Source organism: Amphritea opalescens (genome assembly GCF_003957515.1).
GTDB classification, from domain to species: Bacteria; Pseudomonadota; Gammaproteobacteria; order Pseudomonadales; family Balneatricaceae; genus Amphritea; species Amphritea opalescens.
In genome coordinates, this window is sequence record NZ_RQXW01000002.1 from 157,409 (window position 1) to 174,374 (window position 16,966).

General features: G+C 51.4%; 19 protein-coding genes. 6 read left to right on the forward strand and 13 right to left on the reverse strand.

What is annotated here, in order from left to right:
• Positions 1 to 28 precede the first annotated feature (28 nt).
• From EH243_RS02915 to EH243_RS02925, 3 genes are all read right to left on the reverse strand, one after another.
• Positions 29 to 763 (reverse strand): AraC family transcriptional regulator, encoded by a 735-nt coding sequence (locus EH243_RS02915; RefSeq protein WP_126157139.1) that lies wholly within the window; start codon positions 761 to 763, stop codon positions 29 to 31.
• A gap of 52 nt (positions 764 to 815) precedes the next feature.
• A complete protein-coding gene (gene phbB, locus EH243_RS02920; protein WP_126157140.1) occupies positions 816 to 1,559 on the reverse strand; it encodes an acetoacetyl-CoA reductase in 744 nt (247 codons plus the stop codon).
• Positions 1,560 to 1,642: 83 nt separating this feature from the next.
• Positions 1,643 to 3,019: a malonyl-CoA decarboxylase gene (locus tag EH243_RS02925; RefSeq protein WP_126157141.1), complete on the reverse strand. Its 1,377-nt coding sequence runs from the start codon at positions 3,017 to 3,019 to the stop codon at positions 1,643 to 1,645.
• Positions 3,020 to 3,199: 180 nt separating this feature from the next.
• Here EH243_RS02925 and EH243_RS02930 point away from each other — a divergent pair, with 180 nt between their 5' ends.
• Genes EH243_RS02930 through EH243_RS02945 form a run of 4 tightly spaced genes read left to right on the forward strand, consistent with a single transcriptional unit; the run spans position 3,200 to position 6,374 of the window.
• Positions 3,200 to 3,631, forward strand: coding sequence for a MaoC family dehydratase (locus EH243_RS02930; RefSeq protein ID WP_126157142.1), 432 nt, complete (start codon positions 3,200 to 3,202; stop codon positions 3,629 to 3,631).
• Between the two features lie 14 nt (positions 3,632 to 3,645).
• Positions 3,646 to 4,191: a hydrolase gene (locus EH243_RS02935; RefSeq protein ID WP_126157143.1), complete on the forward strand. Its 546-nt coding sequence runs from the start codon at positions 3,646 to 3,648 to the stop codon at positions 4,189 to 4,191.
• A complete protein-coding gene (locus EH243_RS02940) occupies positions 4,191 to 5,678 on the forward strand; it encodes a PAS domain S-box protein (RefSeq protein WP_126157144.1) in 1,488 nt (495 codons plus the stop codon). Before EH243_RS02935 ends, EH243_RS02940 begins: the two co-directional genes overlap by 1 nt.
• Positions 5,679 to 5,732: 54 nt before the next feature.
• A complete protein-coding gene (locus tag EH243_RS02945; RefSeq protein WP_126157145.1) occupies positions 5,733 to 6,374 on the forward strand; it encodes a response regulator transcription factor in 642 nt (213 codons plus the stop codon).
• 38 nt (positions 6,375 to 6,412) lie between these two features.
• Here the strand turns inward: EH243_RS02945 and EH243_RS02950 are convergent, their stop codons facing one another.
• The 10 genes from EH243_RS02950 to EH243_RS03000 form a co-directional block, all read right to left on the reverse strand.
• Positions 6,413 to 7,273 (reverse strand): methylated-DNA--[protein]-cysteine S-methyltransferase, encoded by an 861-nt coding sequence (locus EH243_RS02950; protein WP_126157146.1) that lies wholly within the window; start codon positions 7,271 to 7,273, stop codon positions 6,413 to 6,415.
• 376 nt (positions 7,274 to 7,649) lie between these two features.
• Positions 7,650 to 8,792 carry a radical SAM family heme chaperone HemW gene (gene hemW, locus EH243_RS02960; protein ID WP_126157147.1) on the reverse strand — a complete coding sequence of 381 codons (1,143 nt, stop codon included), beginning with the start codon at positions 8,790 to 8,792 and terminating at the stop codon, positions 7,650 to 7,652.
• A gap of 1 nt (position 8,793) precedes the next feature.
• A complete protein-coding gene (gene rdgB / locus EH243_RS02965) occupies positions 8,794 to 9,393 on the reverse strand; it encodes an RdgB/HAM1 family non-canonical purine NTP pyrophosphatase (RefSeq protein WP_126157148.1) in 600 nt (199 codons plus the stop codon).
• Positions 9,394 to 9,426: 33 nt separating this feature from the next.
• Positions 9,427 to 9,909, reverse strand: coding sequence for a DUF4426 domain-containing protein (locus tag EH243_RS02970; RefSeq protein WP_126157149.1), 483 nt, complete (start codon positions 9,907 to 9,909; stop codon positions 9,427 to 9,429).
• Positions 9,910 to 9,920: 11 nt separating this feature from the next.
• The gene (gene metW / locus EH243_RS02975; protein ID WP_126157150.1) at positions 9,921 to 10,511 is read right to left on the reverse strand and encodes a methionine biosynthesis protein MetW; all 591 of its coding nucleotides are present in this window, start codon (positions 10,509 to 10,511) and stop codon (positions 9,921 to 9,923) included.
• Positions 10,511 to 11,677, reverse strand: coding sequence for a homoserine O-succinyltransferase MetX (metX, locus tag EH243_RS02980; protein ID WP_126157151.1), 1,167 nt, complete (start codon positions 11,675 to 11,677; stop codon positions 10,511 to 10,513). The genes metW and metX overlap by 1 nt, the downstream gene beginning before the upstream one ends.
• A 139-nt stretch (positions 11,678 to 11,816) precedes the next feature.
• Positions 11,817 to 12,110: a DUF167 domain-containing protein gene (locus tag EH243_RS02985; RefSeq protein ID WP_126157152.1), complete on the reverse strand. Its 294-nt coding sequence runs from the start codon at positions 12,108 to 12,110 to the stop codon at positions 11,817 to 11,819.
• Positions 12,111 to 12,118: 8 nt separating this feature from the next.
• Positions 12,119 to 12,676, reverse strand: a complete 558-nt coding sequence (locus EH243_RS02990; RefSeq protein ID WP_126157153.1) for a YggT family protein — start codon at positions 12,674 to 12,676, stop codon at positions 12,119 to 12,121.
• Between the two features lie 118 nt (positions 12,677 to 12,794).
• Positions 12,795 to 13,619: a pyrroline-5-carboxylate reductase gene (gene proC, locus EH243_RS02995; protein WP_126157154.1), complete on the reverse strand. Its 825-nt coding sequence runs from the start codon at positions 13,617 to 13,619 to the stop codon at positions 12,795 to 12,797.
• Positions 13,620 to 13,674: 55 nt separating this feature from the next.
• Positions 13,675 to 14,373 carry a YggS family pyridoxal phosphate-dependent enzyme gene (locus EH243_RS03000; protein WP_126157155.1) on the reverse strand — a complete coding sequence of 233 codons (699 nt, stop codon included), beginning with the start codon at positions 14,371 to 14,373 and terminating at the stop codon, positions 13,675 to 13,677.
• 363 nt (positions 14,374 to 14,736) lie between these two features.
• On the opposite strand from EH243_RS03000, the gene EH243_RS03005 reads away from it, so the two are divergent.
• Positions 14,737 to 15,771, forward strand: coding sequence for a type IV pilus twitching motility protein PilT (locus EH243_RS03005; protein WP_126157156.1), 1,035 nt, complete (start codon positions 14,737 to 14,739; stop codon positions 15,769 to 15,771).
• A gap of 15 nt (positions 15,772 to 15,786) precedes the next feature.
• The gene (locus EH243_RS03010) at positions 15,787 to 16,953 is read left to right on the forward strand and encodes a PilT/PilU family type 4a pilus ATPase (protein ID WP_126157157.1); all 1,167 of its coding nucleotides are present in this window, start codon (positions 15,787 to 15,789) and stop codon (positions 16,951 to 16,953) included.
• The last annotated feature ends 13 nt before the right edge of the window (positions 16,954 to 16,966 follow it).

Consider the following 16,966-nt stretch of genomic DNA (forward strand, 5'->3'; position numbering starts at 1 on the left):
CGGCGGGTGCTTTCTTTAGTTGGCGGTATTATTTGCCGGAGTGGCGAAAATAGCTGGGTGAGATATCAAAGTGCTTACGAAATCGATCACTGAAGGCGGCCAGACTGCTATAGCCGCAAGCATCGGCAACCTGTTGAACACTGAGATGTTGCTGCTCTAGCAGTTGCCATGCGTACTGCATTCGCTTTTCAATCTGGTATTGCTGTGGTGTCATGCCCAGCTGTTGTCGGAATAGTTCGCTTAATTGGCGGGTGCTGAGATTGGCGATAGCAGCGAGTTGTTGCCGACTGACCCTCTCACAAAAGTGCTGTTCGAGATAACCGCGGGCGGTAGTAATGCGCCGATCAAGGTGGCGGGGCTCGTCTTGTTGTTCATGTAATAGTTGGATCAGCAGTAGCAGCATCTGACGTTGGCTACTGCTGGAGTGCTGTTGTTGCAGTTGTTGGTGCAGAAAGCAGACATATTGCATCAATGCGGGAGAGAGCTGGATAAAGGCGGGTAGACGTTCCAACTCTGGTGCCAATGCATCGGGAATATCGGCGACCACAAAGCAGTTATCGGCGGAGCCGGCAAAACCATGGGCTTCCCCTGCGGGAATAACGGCGGCATGTTGTGAAGAGACCCTGCCTGAACGTTGCCCGACCGTCATCTCCAGTAAACCGGCCACCGGCAGCACTAACTGATGGTAGTCATGCTGGTGGCGGTTTGTTTCAGCGCTATAACTGCGCAGATCCAGTGTTAGATGATCAGTAGCGTTCATCATTGAATTGTAACAGCCTGGCTCTGCGGCGGAAGCCCTTAACAGAAAGGGATGCTTAACTCATATATTCGCCGCCATTGACCGATAGGTTCGTGCCGGTGATATAACCAGCATCTTCGGCGGTGAGGAACGCGACGGCTCTGGAAATCTCTTCCGGCTGCCCGAGTCGACCCACTGGAATGCCCGCAACAATCGATTCCAAGACATTATCAGGTATCTGGCTAACCATTGGCGTGTCGATAAAGCCTGGGGAGACCGCATTAACCGTAACACCCTTGCGAGCACCCTCTTTGGCAATCGCCTTGGTAAAACCATAGATGCCGGCCTTGGCTGCCGAGTAATTTGCCTGACCAAACTGACCCTGTTCACCATTCAGAGATGAGATATTGACGATACGACCAAAGCCGCGACTGCACATGGCATCGAAGACGGGCTGACACATGTTATACATCGAATCTAGGTTTGTGCGTAACACATCTTGCCACTGCTGAGGCTGCATACGTTTTAACGGTGCATCACGGGTGATGCCCGCGTTGTTCACCAGAATATCGATCGGCCCCACCTCTTTTTCTACCGTTGCAATAAAGCTGCAGCAGCTATCGTAATCAGCAACATTGAGAGGGTAGATGCTAATGTCATAACCTTTTGTTTGCATCGCTTGCTGCCAGAGTTGGGCCTCACTATCGGTGCCGGGCAGATAACTTCCCACCACTTTATGACCCTGATCGGACATCGCTTTGCACATGGCTTCACCTAAACCGCCGCTGGCACCGGTGACGACTGCTATACGTTGTGACATGTTGTTCTCCTGTGAATATTGTTTTTATTCAATGATTAGATGGAATGATGAGCTCGAATGGTTAGGCCAATAAAAGGGTATCGTTAGCGCTTCAGTAACGGTTTTAGACTCGGCGCTAACGAGACATCCCCCTGTTGGTTATAGCCCTGACTACGGGACTCAATATGGGGTAGTTGATATAGGTAATTCACCATGATGCCGCCCGACTGTTTTAAGCCTTTGGTTGAGGTATCCGCTAACCAATTTAATTGGGCTATCTGGGCACCGTTACTCAGGTGGAAGTGGGTGACGGGATCGGCACTGAAGTGACCTCTTTTTTTCACCTGACTCAGGTAGTGGCAGGCAAGGCTTAATAGGGGTTCGCGGGCCTCCTCGGGTGGTTCATGTGCGGTTAGCTCGATATCGCTGCTCAGTTGTAGCCACTGCTTACCGCCGGGTAATTGTTCCAGTTCAGTGCTCTCCTGCTGCTCCAGCCAGCGACAAAAGCCGGGTATCGGTGACAGGGTCGAGAACTGGGTCAGATGAGGGTATTCCTGCTGCAATCTGGCGACGACACGTTTGATCAGGAAGTTACCAAAACTGATGCCGGCTAGCCCCTGTTGGGCATTCGAAATGGAGTAGAAAATCGCGGTATCGGCTTGCTGTATATCCTGCAGCGGTGCATCTTCATCGAGTAAGGTCTGAATATTATCGGCCAGCCCTTGCACCAACGCGACTTCGACAAAAATTAGCGGTTCGTTGGGCATATTGGGGTGAAAAAAAGCAAAACAGCGACGGTCGGAGTCGAGCCGGTTTTTCAGATCATCCCAGCTTTGAATCTCGTGTACCGCCTCGTAAGCGATCAGTTTTTCTAAGCGTTCCGCGCTGGATTGCCAGTTGATCTCTTCCAGTTGCAGCAGGCCGATATCAAACCAGCCGATGAGCAAACGTTTTAGATCGGCTTCCAGCTCTGCCAGTTGTGGATAAGTTTTTTTCAGCGTGAGCAGTTCGGCGCGCATATCCACCAGAAATTTAACCCCTTCCGGCAAGCCGTTAAACTGGGTTAGCAGGCGTAATCTCGGAGGATCGAGGGCATCTCTTAATTGTTGGATAGTGTTGGCACGTTGTTCGGCGGGGGCACTTTGCCACTGCTGAAAACAGCGTTCGACCCGCTCATTATCCAGACCATAGTGTTCCGCCAGCAGTAGGAGAAAGCGGCAGCGGCCCTGCTCATTGAGTCTTAGATAGCTGCGTCCCAGAATCACTGCACGGTTGCGGGCGGTAACCTCATTACGCTCCTGTATCAGGCAGCCATCCATCCACTGAATCAGTTGTTCAGAGTCGCCGGAATCTAGCGCTGGGCTTAGCTGTAGTTCATCCGCCATCGCATTGTCAGCCGGGGTACGCCAGATGCGTCGCAGGTGGCCGATGGTGCGCCCCAATAGCGTCGGTGTTTCCTTAGAGATATGGGTCTGAGTCATTGTTATTACTCCTCAGCATTTGGTGGATGCCTTTATATTTCGAGCCAAATTAGCAGGATTGAATAATAAAACCAAGGGTTTTTACTTGGTTTTATAAGTAAAAACCATTAATGTCTGCTGCTAGCTTATCCGATAGCCCAATGATATGGGCCAAAAATAACAATGCTTGAGGACGTACAAATGGATGATTTACACGGTTTCTATCTTGAAGATCTACAGGTTGGGCAGACCGCCAGTTATGCAAAAACGGTAACCGAGGCCGATGTGGTGTTGTTTGCGGGGGTATCAGGAGATGATAATCCCGTGCATATTAATGCGGAGTACGCCGCCCAGACGATGTTTGGTCAGCGAATCGTCCATGGTATGTTTAGTGCTGCATTGATCTCCGCCGTATTGGGCACTCGTATGCCAGGGCCGGGGGCTATCTATGTTGATCAGCAACTCACCTTTAAAGCACCGGTCCATATTGGTGATACAGTGACAGCAACGGCCAAGGTGATAGAGATCAATGAGGCCCGTCGTCGCGTGGTGATGGAAACGGTCTGTACCGTGAAAGGTAAGGTGGTTGCTGAAGGTGTTGCTACTAATATGGTCGATCGTCGGCCGGTCTGAATAGGAAATAGATGATGTTGATTAACAAAGAGAAGTGCGCGCTATTGGTTATAGATGTGCAGGCAAGATTATTGCCCGGTGTGCATGAGAGTGAAGCGTTGGTAAAAAACTGTCGTTGGCTGATGGAGTTAGCGAAGTTGGTCGGGGTGCCGATGCTGGGGACCGAACAATATCCACAGGGTGTGGGTCCAACAGCCGAGGAATTGAAAACACTGCTGCCTGCTGAGGATTTTATCGGCAAGACCTTTTTCTCCTGTGTGGATTCGCCGGAGTGTAACGCACGGCTCGAAGCGATGGATTGCGAAACCTTCGTTCTCTGTGGGATGGAAGCCCATGCCTGCGTGATGCAGAGTGCTTTGCGTCTGCGGGAACAAGGCAAAACCGTGTATGTGGTGGCTGATGCCATCTCTGCCCGTAACCCTGTGGATACGGAATATGCGATTGCGCGGATGCGTGATGAAGGCGTTAAGATAGTCACGCGGGAGATGGTCGGTTTCGAATGGATGAGACGTTCGGATGTGCCTGAATTCAAAGACTTCAGCATGAAGTTTTTGCGTTAATGCAGCCTGCTGACGTTGAGCGTAATAGACTGTTAGCTGAGATGGCTGAACAGTCTACCGACATGATCTCTCGACATGCCCCAGACGATTGGCGCTTTATTGATGCCTCACCGGCGGTGACGCATCTGCTGGGCTATCGTGTTGATGAGATTGTCGGTATGTCAGCTTATGAGTTGTACCATCCCGACGATGTCGAAGATTTTAAACGGCGCTCGCCGAGTGTGAGTTATGAGCGGGGTTTATATACCCATACTTACCGGTTTCGCTGTAAAGATGGCCATTATACCTGGCTGGAGAGTACAAGCCGCTCGATTCGAGATCCAGTGACCGATGAGTTGAAAGAGATTCTGGTTGTGTCGCGGGATGTGAGCCAGCGTATCAACGCAGAGCAGGCTAATCGGCGGCTCGCGAGTGTGTTGGAGCATAGCAGTGACCTGGTGGCCTTTGTGACACCGGACCACCGTGTTAGCCAACTCAATGAAGCGGCGAGAAAAGCGCTGGGGTTGGATGTGAGCGGTCATGAGCCACTCCTGCTGAATCGTTTGTTTACGGCCGACAGTTACGCCCTATTACAGCAGCAAGCCCTGCCTGAAGCCTATGAGCGAGGCAGTTGGCATGGCGAAGCTGAGATGTGTGATCGCCTGAATCAACGGGTTATTCCGGTGATGTTGGAAGTGTTAGCGCATCGTACGCTGGATAACCAGTTGGAGTACTTTTCGACCGTTGCCCGAGATATGACCGCTATCAAGCAGGCCGAAGCGAAACAGCTGCAATACCAGCAGGAGATCGACCATGCGGCGCGGTTGATTACCATGGGGGAGATGGCAACGGGCCTAGCCCATGAGATCAATCAACCGTTGACGGCGGTGGTCAATTACGTACGGGGTATTCAGCGGCGTTTAGCAACGGATCGTGATGCGGCGTTGAATGATATCGACCAGCCATTGGCGCGGATTGGTGATACAGCATTAAGAGCCGGCGAGATTGTCCGCCGGATGATGGATTTTACCCGCAAAAGTCAGCCGAAACGCGAGCTGTTATCCCTCAATACGCTGGTGAACGATCTGATCGGTTTTTGTGTCAGTGCGGCTAAACGGCATAATGTGGTGATAGAAAACCGTTTGCCGGACAATATCGCAGAAGTCTACGCCGACCGGATTCAGCTCGAACAGATACTCCTGAATTTGTTGCTGAACGGGATAGAAGCCTGCCATCGTGAAGAGGATCAAACGCCACTGAAGGTGTGGTTGGAGGCTTCAATGGATAAAAGCGGGCAGGTGATTATCTCGGTGCTGGATCAAGGCCCCGGTTTGCCGAGTGATTCTGAGCGGTTGTTTGAACAGTTTTTCACCACTAAGCCTAAGGGGTTGGGCATGGGGCTGGCCATCAGTCGTACTTTGATTGAGCGGCATGGCGGTCAATTGCTGGCGGAAAACCGCGTCTCGGGTGGCGCGAAGTTTAGTTTCATGTTGCCCACTGCCGTCTAAGGTGACGACAGAGTAGAATTGGAAACTCAGTAATCAACAGATGATAAGAGTGTCATGGCTGAACAAACAGTATACGTTGTAGATGATGATAGGGATGTGCGTGAATCCTTGCAGTGGCTGCTTGAATCGGTCGGCCTTCATGTTGTTACGTTCGATCATGCCCAAGCGTTTTTGGATAATTTTGTGCCGGGCAGCAGTGGTTGTATTTTAATGGATGTGCGGATGCCGGGCTTAAGCGGTATCAGCGCGCAGCAAAAACTGTCTAAATATCATGTCGATATCCCGCTGATTATGATCTCTGGCCATGGCAGTGTGGATATGGCGGTAACGGCGATGACCCAAGGAGCCCGCACCTTTATCGAGAAGCCGTTTAATGATCAACTGTTGCTTGATCATGTGCAGCAGGCGTTGGCACAGGATTTGGCCCAGCGGGAGAGACTGCAGCAACGGCTGGCGGTGGAACAGCGCTATGCGGGGCTCACCAAACGGGAACGTCAGGTTTTTCAACAGGTCGCCCAAGGGCTGGCGAATCAGGATATTGCTGACGCATTGGGGATTAGCCGCAAAACCGTTGAAGGGCATCGTGCAAATCTGATGAACAAGATGGCCGCTCAGTCACTATCGGAATTGATTCAGATGGCCATTAGCCTAGATCTGATGACGGCTTATAAAGGTCATCAGGCCGGTATAGAGTGAAAAGCTGCGTGCTAATAGCTGTGTACTCAGGCTGACGCTTAGGTGATCGGCCCATTAGTTGAGTTATTCGTTTGCGCATATTCCCAGCTATGGATCGCCTGCTTTCTTTCCGCCCCCCAACGATAGTGACCACTGTCACCGCTTTCTCGGATCACGCGATGGCAGGGGATGATATAACCGATGTTATTCGCGCCGACAGCGCTACCCACCGCTCGCTGGGCTTTTGCCGAGCCGGTCGCCGCGGCGACTTGTGAGTATGAGTAAAACTGCCCCGATTGAGTGTTTAACAGAGCCTCCCACACTTTTATCTGAAAGTTTGTGCCCCGCAGTAGTAGATGCAGCTTGCCCGGTTTAGGGGTGGCTGGGAATACCCTCTCTAAGAGTTCTGTCGCACCGTCATCATCGGCGATGGTGATCGCCTGTGGCCACTGGCTAAACAGCTCCGCGTGCCGCTCGATCGAGTCATTATCCAGAAACGCCAGATAGCATAGGCCCCGATGGGTCCAACCAACTAAGGCTAAGCCAAAGGGTGAAGCGGCAACGCCATAATAGAGCTCTACGCCCGCTCCCCCTGCTTTAATTTCGCCCGGAGTCATGGCGGTGCAACTGATCATCAGGTCGTGTAGCCGGCTTCCTCCGGATAATCCCGCGTCATGTGCTGCCGTGAGGCTATTCGCCGAGTGTTTCAGCGATTGCAGTGCATGTTCTTTCGTCAGGTATTGTAGAAAGCGTTTCGGCGATATACCCGCCCAAGCATTGAATACCCGTTGTAGGTGGTGTTCGCTGAGGCCTGTAGCCGCGGCCACCTCAGCCAATTCTGGCTGATGTTTGGCATGTTGGCGAATATAACGAATCGCCGCAGCAATGGTTTCATAGGTTTGCGCTGGGTTATCAGCCATCAATGGTTCGCCTCTTACATAGGAGTATTAGCGGATTGCAGTAGATTATCAATGCTGCAACCGTTAACAGGATCAGTGCGCCGGTATGCCAACCGATCTGTTGATCTAAAAACAGATGACCCCAAAGTACACCGAATACCGGCACAAGCAAAATAACGGTCAGCGCGGCTAATACGCGGCGTTGGAAAGGCTGTTAACCGGCATGGGGCTTATCCATTGGGGCCTCTGATATCGATGACGGCCTTGGTTTTTACGCTTGGAGGTACTGCACTCGCACCACAAATATGAAGTTGAAGGCCTAGTGTCGATGATTTTTTCGTGGAAGGCTACCCGATTCTTGTGATCAAAGGGTTGCAGGGAGCCCCTTAAAAAGAGGCTATTCGTCGAGAAATAAGGTGAGCAGGTCGTTCAGGAAGAGTCGCCCTTGGGGTGAAGGGGCCAGCCGGTTAACGTCCTTCAGTAATAGGCCTTGATCGCGTGCCTGTTGCAGTAGTGGCTCGATACTCGTCAGGGCTAAGCCGGTGTACTGACTGAATAATTTTGCCTCGACACCCTCCGTGAGTCGCAGGGCGTTCATCATAAACTCGAAGGGGCGTTCCTGCAGACTGATATCCTGCTCGCCCGATATGGGGTTGAGCGCATTCATATAGGCTTTAGGTTGGCGTTGTTTCCAACGTCGGCTGATGCGGTTTTGTGCCGGCCAGCTTACTTTGCCGTGCGCCCCCGCGCCAATGCCGAGGTAGTCACCAAATTGCCAATAGTTAAGGTTATGGCGTGATTGACGGCCCGGTTGGCTGTAAGCGGAGATCTCGTATTGATGGTAGCCGTGTTGCTGCAGCAGTGCTTGGCCCTGTTCCTGTATCGCCCAGAGAGCTTCATCTTCGGGCAGGTTAGGGGGCTTGCTGAAAAATTCGGTATTGGGCTCGATGGTCAACTGATACCAAGAGAGATGGGTTGGTTGTAGATCGATGGCTTGCTGTAGATCGGCCAGTGCCGCTTGGGGTGTTTGCTCTGGCAATCCATGCATCAGGTCGAGGTTGAAATTATCAAAGCCTATCTCCCGCGCCTTACTGGCCGCATGGATGGCGTCTTGGCCGTTATGTATCCGCCCAAGCTGTTGTAATCGCGCGCTATCGAAACTCTGCACGCCGATGGATAAACGGTTGACCCCGGCGGCACGAAAGCCGGCGAAACGCTCCTGCTCGAAAGTGCCGGGGTTCGCTTCCATGGTGATTTCAGCGTTGGCTGATAGCGGTGTGCGATCGGTAATGCCGGTGAGTATCTGTTGAATCCCCGCGGCATCAAACAGGCTGGGGGTGCCACCGCCGATGAAAATCGTCTCGATCTCGCGCCCTTGTACACCGGGCAGTTCCTGTTCTAAATCCCGCAGCAGTGCATCGATATAGCGCTGTTGCGGAATCTCACCGGTCACCGCATGGGAGTTAAAGTCGCAATAGGGGCACTTACGCACGCACCAAGGAATATGGATATAGAGCGATAGCGGTGGCAGGCTGAGCATCTTAGAGGTAGGCCGGAATCATTTTGAGCAGTTGCTGTACGGCTTGACCCCGGTGACTAATCTTATTTTTTTGCTCGGCGGGTAGCTGAGCGGACGCAATATCCAACCCTGGGACGAGAAAGAGCGGGTCATAACCAAAGCCGTGATCGCCCTGAGGGAGCGGTAGAATCTTACCTTCCCAGCTGCCTTGGCAGATCAGTGGCGTAGGATCGGCGGCATGGCGCATAAAGACTAAGAGACAACGGAACCGAGCGCTACGCTCTTCCGGTGACGTACCCGCCAGCATGTCGAGCAGTTTTTGGTTGTTGTCGGCATCGGTTGCATCGGGGCCGGCAAAACGGGCCGAGTAGATCCCCGGCGCACCGTTGAGAGCGTCCACTTCTAAGCCTGAATCGTCTGCCAATGCCGGTAGTCCGGTGAGCTGACAGGCGTGGCGGGCTTTGATAATTGCATTCTCAACAAAGCTAAGGCCGGTTTCGTCTGCATCCGGCACATTGAACTGCGATTGCGGCAGCACTTCCACCCCCAAATCAGCCAACACCATATTAAACTCTTTCAGTTTACCCTGATTGCCACTGGCAAGAACGATTTGACGAGACATTAAGAAGCCTTCTTTTTAGGACGTTTAAAGGGGTTAATCGATATAGAAGCGTTGTTCGAACTTAATCGTATAGGCCGGCATATTGGGATCGGGCTGCACCTGAAGATCAAATCGCAGTACCTGATCGTCGGTAAAACCAAATTCACCGATATAGTAGAGCGCGCCGGTTTCTTTAATAGGCTTAAAGGTGAGGGTTTGCTTTTGTGCAATCAGGTTAGTCACATCCCCGGAGATAAGTGCAGACACAGGCTTGGTGCTGCCATCCGCCTGTTTTTGCAGTACCGAAATATTCAACATGCCTTTGGTCTTGCCCCGTTGTAGGCCATATGAGGCCGCAACGTCGGGTTGAATAAAGCTACTATTAAAGGCGTTGTAATGAATCATATAGTCACCCTGGGTGACCATCTGCTCGGCACTGGCGGTGGCGCTGACCGTGGCGCTTAATAGGGCCGCCACCATCACCAATGTCGCTGATAGTTTGCTAAAAAATCCGTGGGTTACGCTGAGTGCTTGCATTGTCTTTCTCCCTAGCGGGTGATCCGGTAGATGGCCACTTCGCCTAGCATGTTAGGCCATAAGCGGATCGACCAGTGATGTTTATGTTGGTTATCCACAACGGTGCGGTCAAGAATGTGAACATTTCGTTCGACGCACAGTTGTTCAAAATCTTTAAAGGTACAGAAATGAATATTGGGTGTGTTGTACCAAGTATAGGGCAGGAACTTTGATACCGGCATCTTTCCACGAAAGGCTAGGTATCCACGGGCGCGCCAGTGACCAAAATTGGGAAAGGTGACGATGCACTCTTTACCGATTCTGAGCATCTCATCGACAATCTGATCCGGACGGGTCATGACCTGTAGTGCTTGGGTCATAATCACGGTATCGAAACTGTGATCATCGATGCTGGCAAGGCCGTCATCGATATTGATCTCGATAACATTGACCCCTTTTTCGAGACAGGCGGTGATATTGTCGTGATCCACCTCGACCCCGTAACCGGAGGTTTGCTTCTGCTGACGCAAAAAGGCTAACAGTTCACCATCGCCGCAACCGAGGTCGAGCACTTTACTGCCGGGTTTGACCCATTCCTGAATAATCTCGAGATCAGCGCGCATTAGTGGTTCTCCTTAGCGGTGCTGGGAATATCATTGGCCACTTGTTTCATATAGGCGGCGTAAATATCCATATAACGTGGGGTTGGGATCAGGAAGGCATCATGTCCATGGTCTGAATCGACCTCGGCATAGCTGACCTGTCGTTCGGCCGCCACCAGCGCATCGACAATTTCACGGGATCGTTCCGGTGCGAAACGCCAGTCTGAGGTAAAGGCGATCAGCATAAATTTACATTGGGCGTTATGGACGGCTTCGGCTAGGTTATCGCCATAGTCGGCGGCCGGGTCGAAATAATCCAGCGCCTTGGTCATCAGCAGATAGGTGTTTGCATCGAAGGCGGTGGAGAAACGTTCACCCTGATAGTGCAGGTAGGATTCCACCTCAAACTGTGGATTGAAATCGTAACTGAGCTTGCCTTCTCGGAGTTCACGGCCGAATTTATCCCGCATACCATCATCGGATAGATAGGTAATGTGTCCGAGCATCCGCGCCAACATTAGGCCGGTTTTCGGAACCTTGCCGCTTTCGTAAAAATGGCCGTTATTAAAATCCGGATCACGGGTGATCGCCTGTCGCGCCACCTCATTAAAGGCGATGTTTTGGGCGCTGAGTTTTGGTGCAGAGGCGATGATCAGAGCGTGGCGTAATCGCTGTGGATAGTCGATCGCCCATTGGAGCGCCTGCATGCCGCCGAGGCTGCCACCAACTACGGCAGCCCACTGCTGAATACCGAAATGATCGGCTAACCGAGCCTGACTCTCAACCCAATCCGAGACGGTCATAATAGGGAAGTCGGGGCCGAAGGGTTTGCCGGTGTCCGGATTGATGCTTTGTGGGCCGGTCGAACCATGGCAGCCGCCTAGATTATTCAGGCCGATAACAAAGAAGGTATTGGTATCGATCGGCTTGCCAGGCCCGATGGCGGAATCCCACCAGCCGGGCTTGGTTTCATCGGCACTGTTATAACCGGCTAAGTGTTGGTTACCGGATAGTGCATGACAAACCAAAATCGCATTAGAAGCATCGGCATTGAGGGTGCCGTAGGTTTCGATGATCAGTTCATAGTGGTCGAGCTGTCGACCACAGGCTAACGATAGGGGTTGATCAAAACGGATAGTCTGCGGTGTAACGATACCGACAGAATCTTGAGGATATGATTGAGGCATAGTGTTCTCTTAGCGCAAATAACTCGAAAAAAGTGTGCTGACAGACCGAGTCGAGCTTCACATTTCGTACAGCAGTGCTTTGTTATCTAGAATCAGATAGCCTGCGGAGCGGTCGTTATGCAGAGATCTTGGTATCACTTCAATTGTGCTCAATCGTTAATTGTTCAGGAATTTTTTTCGGATGTTCAATCTTCACCCGCTTCTGCCGGCCCAACTCACCCTTGAGGATGGTGACTGAACTTTTGGCCACGCCAAACTGCTTAGCGAGAAATTTTATCAGATGCGCATTGGCTTTGCCTTCTATTGGCGGTGCCGTGATCCGAATTTTAACACTATCGTCGTGCAGGCCCACAATAGCATCGCTGCTGGCCTTGGGTTGCAGGTGACAGCGAAGAATCAGGCTGTCATCCTGCCAAGTATAAAAGTCTGCCATGATCGATCTCAGAGCAGAAAATGGGTCAGACTACTGAGCTGTGAGCGGGCGATCTGGATCACGAAAAAGATCAAAATGGGTGATAGATCTAGGCCGCCAAGCGAGGGAATCACTCTGCGTGCCAGGCCAAACACAGGTTCAGTCAGTTGGGTAATCAGTTGCGGGCCAGGATGGTAGCTGCCTGGCGCGACCCAGCTGATAATCACGGAGCCGATAACCGCATAAAAATAGATGGTTAAAATGGTGTCTAGTACGCCAACGCCCGACAGTACCAACATGGCGGTGAAGTTCTCGCCAATACTCTGCCCCTTAAACAGCAGGATAGCGGCCCAGGTGGCAATGTTGATAACAAACGCCAGAATCAGCGGAGACATGTCGATGTTAGCTGGGCGTGGCAAGATGCGATGCAAGGGTGCTAATGGCACCGCTGTAATCTTAACAACTGCCTGGCAAATCGGGTTGTAATAATCGGCTTTGGCGACCTGTAGTAAAAAGCGTAACACTACAATAAACGCATATAGCTGGCCGAACAGCTGAATGATTGAACTGAGAGGATCCGATCCCATTGTCTCTGTTCCTGTGGAAAGTATCTGTTTGAGTTAAATTCTTGTCTGCAATACTGCTCAGAGTATAGAGCCTTTCTAGGTGACTATGAACCGAAGAAAGGCTTTTTATATCATCTGGTTATTTACCCAGTTCTTCAGCCATCGCTTGTGCTCTATTGCTGCAGGCCTGCATGCCATTATCGATGATCTCTGGCAGCCCTTGAGCGATGAAGGTCTTAATCGCTTGTTCGGTAGTACCGTTCGGCGAACAGACGCGGCGGCGCAACTCGGCGGGCTCAACATCGCTCTGGCGTGCCATGTCGGCGGCACCAAGGGCGGTCTGAATCGTCAGTTGTTGGGCGGCTTCTCGGCTCAGTCCCAGTTTTTCGCCAGCGGCGATCATCGATTCCATGATTAAAAAATAATAAGCCGGGCCACTGCCGGATACCGCTGTGACCGCATCCAGTAGTGGTTCCTTATCGACCCATAGGGCTAACCCCGTGGCTTGCATTACTTGTTCAGTCTGTTGGCGCTGAGTCGCTGAAACCTGTGGATTAGCATAAAGACCACTAGCCCCTTGTTGTACCAGTGAAGGGGTGTTTGGCATACAGCGTACCAGTGCAATATTTCCGCCGAGCCATTGCTCTAGGCTGTGGCAAAGGATACCCGCAGCAACGGATACGATCAGAGGCTGATGCTGTTGTACCACAGCGGCCATCGATTGAGCCACGGTTTTTAATATCTGAGGTTTCACCGCAAGGATAACGATATCCGCTGCGGCGACGGCGGCGTTGTTATCGGTGGTGGTATGCAGGCCTTGCTGTTTAAGGTCAGCCATTTTGTCTAGTTGGGTGCCGGTGGCCCAGATATTAGCGGCGGGATAGCCGTTACTGATCAGTCCGCCCATGATCGCCCGAGCCATATTGCCTGCGCCGATAAATGCCAGTGTTGGTTGTGTGCTCACATTAAATTCCTGATCTTTAAATTATCTGTAAAGTTAACTTTTTAGGTTTTATGGCCTAGTGGCTGTAATCCCGAGGGCCAAACAGCGCCGTACCGATGCGTACCATCGTTGCACCTTCCAAAATCGCCGCTTCCATGTCACTCGACATTCCCATTGAGAGTGTATCGAGGGGCGCGTTAGGCAACAACTGTTGTAGCCTTGTTAGTAATTCACGCATCTGGGCAAATGGCGCTCGCTGGCGCTCAGGGTCATCACTGCTGGCCGGAATCGCCATCAGCCCACGTAAATGGATATTCTCCAAGGTGGCGACTTGAGTCGCTAATGCAACGAGCTCGCTAGGCAGAACCCCTGATTTGCTAGCCTCTTCACTAATGTTGACCTGAAGACAGATATTTAAAGGGGGCGTGCCGGCAGGGCGTTGATCATTGAGCCGCTGAGCGACCTTGAAACGGTCAACACTGTGTACCCAGCTAAAATTTTCAGCGATGGGCCGCGTTTTGTTCGACTGTATCGGTCCAATAAAGTGCCAGCAGATATCTAAATCACGGAGCGCATCGATCTTATCTAGGGCTTCCTGTAGATAGTTTTCGCCGAAATCCCGCTGTCCGTCGGACCAGGCTTGGCGTAGCTCATCGGCCGGTCGTGTTTTACTCACGGCTAGCAGTTTTATGCTGTGTGAAGGTCGTTGTGCTTGTTCTGCGGCAGCGGCAATTTGTGTACGAAGCTGGTCGAGACGATCTGTTATCTGTGTCATATTGTAATAACTAGCGATTGGCTATGATGAATGATTCTGATAAAACGGATATACAATACTTATATTATACGCTGCAACCCGTTAGGGTTAGGGCTATATCATATCAGAGAACCCGAATTAACCCGTGAATATTTGCCGTTGGGTTGAGGGCTGTTCGTTTGAAGTTAGGGTGGTTTTTCTCCGTTTTGCGGTAAATCATCCCAAAAGCTGATCCAAATAAGGGTTAAGGCCTTTATAAGCAGGGTGACTGCTTTTATGATGGGAAGAGTCATGCGCGATTTGTTAAGCCTGTTTCATTAAGGCTGTGACGCTTACAGATAATCAACGGAGCTGCTGGGCGGCTCCCTAAACACCTGAGAAGCCATGGATATTACAGAACTTTTATCTTTTACCGTTCAGCAGGGAGCATCCGACCTCCATATCACCGCGGGAATGCCTCCGGTTATCCGGGTTGATGGTGAGGTCCGCAGGATTAAGCTGCCTTCTCTTGAACATAAACAGGTTCATACGCTGATTTACGACATCATGAACGATCGGCAGCGTAAGGATTATGAAGAGCGGTTTGAGACCGACTTTTCATTCGAAGTGCCGGGCTTGGCCCGCTTTCGTGTGAACGCATTTAACCAAAACCGTGGTGCGGCCGCCGTGTTTCGGACCATCCCTAGTCGTGTCTTGACCATGGACGACCTGGGTATGGGGCAAGTGTTTCGCAATCTAGCGGAAAATCCTCGGGGTTTGGTGCTGGTGACCGGCCCGACCGGTTCGGGTAAAAGTACGACCTTGGCGGCGATGGTGGATTACATCAACGATACCCGCAATGAACATATTTTGACCATTGAAGACCCGATCGAATTTGTCCATCAGAGCAAGAAGTGCCTAGTGAACCAGCGAGAAGTTCACCGAGATACACTTGGGTTTGATGAGGCACTGCGTTCAGCGTTACGTGAAGACCCGGATATTATCCTCGTGGGTGAGATGCGAGATCTCGAAACAATTCGTCTGGCGTTAACCGCGGCGGAAACCGGCCACTTGGTATTTGGTACCCTGCACACCACCTCTGCGGCTAAAACGATTGACCGTATTATCGATGTGTTTCCTGCGGCTGAGAAATCGATGGTGCGTTCGATGCTGTCGGAATCCCTTGAAGGTGTTATCTCCCAGACACTGCTGAAAAAGCCGAAAGGTGGCCGAGTGGCGGCCCATGAGATTATGGTGGGCACCCCGGCGATACGTAACCTGATTCGTGAAGATAAGGTAGCGCAGATGTATTCGGCGATTCAGACCGGTGCCGGTTTTGGTATGGTGACCTTGGATCAGTCACTGGCGGACCTAGTGAAAAAAGGTGTAATTACCCGTGAAGCTGCACGTAGTAAAGCCCTGAATCCTACGAATTTCTAATACGGAGCGGTGTTTGTGGATATTACCCAACTATTGAAGGTGATGGCGGACCGGGGAGCCTCGGATCTGTTTATTACCGCTGGCGCCCGTCCTAGTATTAAGGTTGACGGCACTATTAAGGCGTTAACGAAGGAATCACTGAAGCCGGTTCAGGCACGTGAACTGACCTTTAGCACAATGAATGACAAGCAATTAGCCGAATTTGAAGGCACCCATGAGTGTAATTTTGCGATCAGTGCTCACGGGATCGGCCGTTTTCGGGTTAGTGCTTTCTTTCAGCGTAACTCTCCCGGTATGGTGTTGCGGCGCATCAATACCTATATTCCGTCCATGGAAGAGCTTAACCTACCGTCGGTTTTAAAAGATCTCGCCATGACTAAGCGGGGGTTGATACTCTTTGTTGGTGGTACGAGTACCGGTAAATCAACTTCTTTAGCTTCGATGATCGATTATCGCAATGCGAATAGCGCGGGTCATATCATCACCATTGAAGACCCTATTGAGTATGTTCACGAACATAAGCAAAGCGTGATTACCCAGCGGGAAGTCGGGCTGGATACCGAGTCATTTGAAATTGCGCTCAAGAATACCCTGCGTCAGGCGCCCGATGTTATTTTGATGGGTGAGATTCGGAGTTCGGATACCATGGGTTACGGGTTAACCTTTGCCGAGACCGGCCACCTGTGTATGGCGACACTGCACGCAAACAATGCCAACCAAGCGTTAGACCGCATTATCAGCTTTTTCCCGCCGGCACATCACTCACAGATTTGGATGGACCTTTCCCTGAACCTCAAGGCGATTGTGGCGCAGCAGTTGCTGCCAACCAAAGATGGTAAGGGGCGTCGGGCGGTGGTTGAAGTGATGATTAATACGCCACTGATGCAGGATCTTATCCGTAAAGGTGAGGTGCATGAGATGAAAGAGGTGATGAGTAAATCGACTAACCTCGGTATGCAGACCTTCGATCAGGCACTCTTTCAAGAGTATAAAGATGGCACCATCAGTTACGATGTGGCACTGGCGCATGCGGATTCACCGAATGATCTGCGTTTGATGATTAAGTTAAATGCGGCGACGAACCCCGAACTTGACGGCGGCACCGAGGATTCAGGCTTCTACCTACAGGATGATACGGATTTCTTGCAGAATGATGGTGTTGTCGATGTTAAAGGGATGTAGCGAGACGCTATAG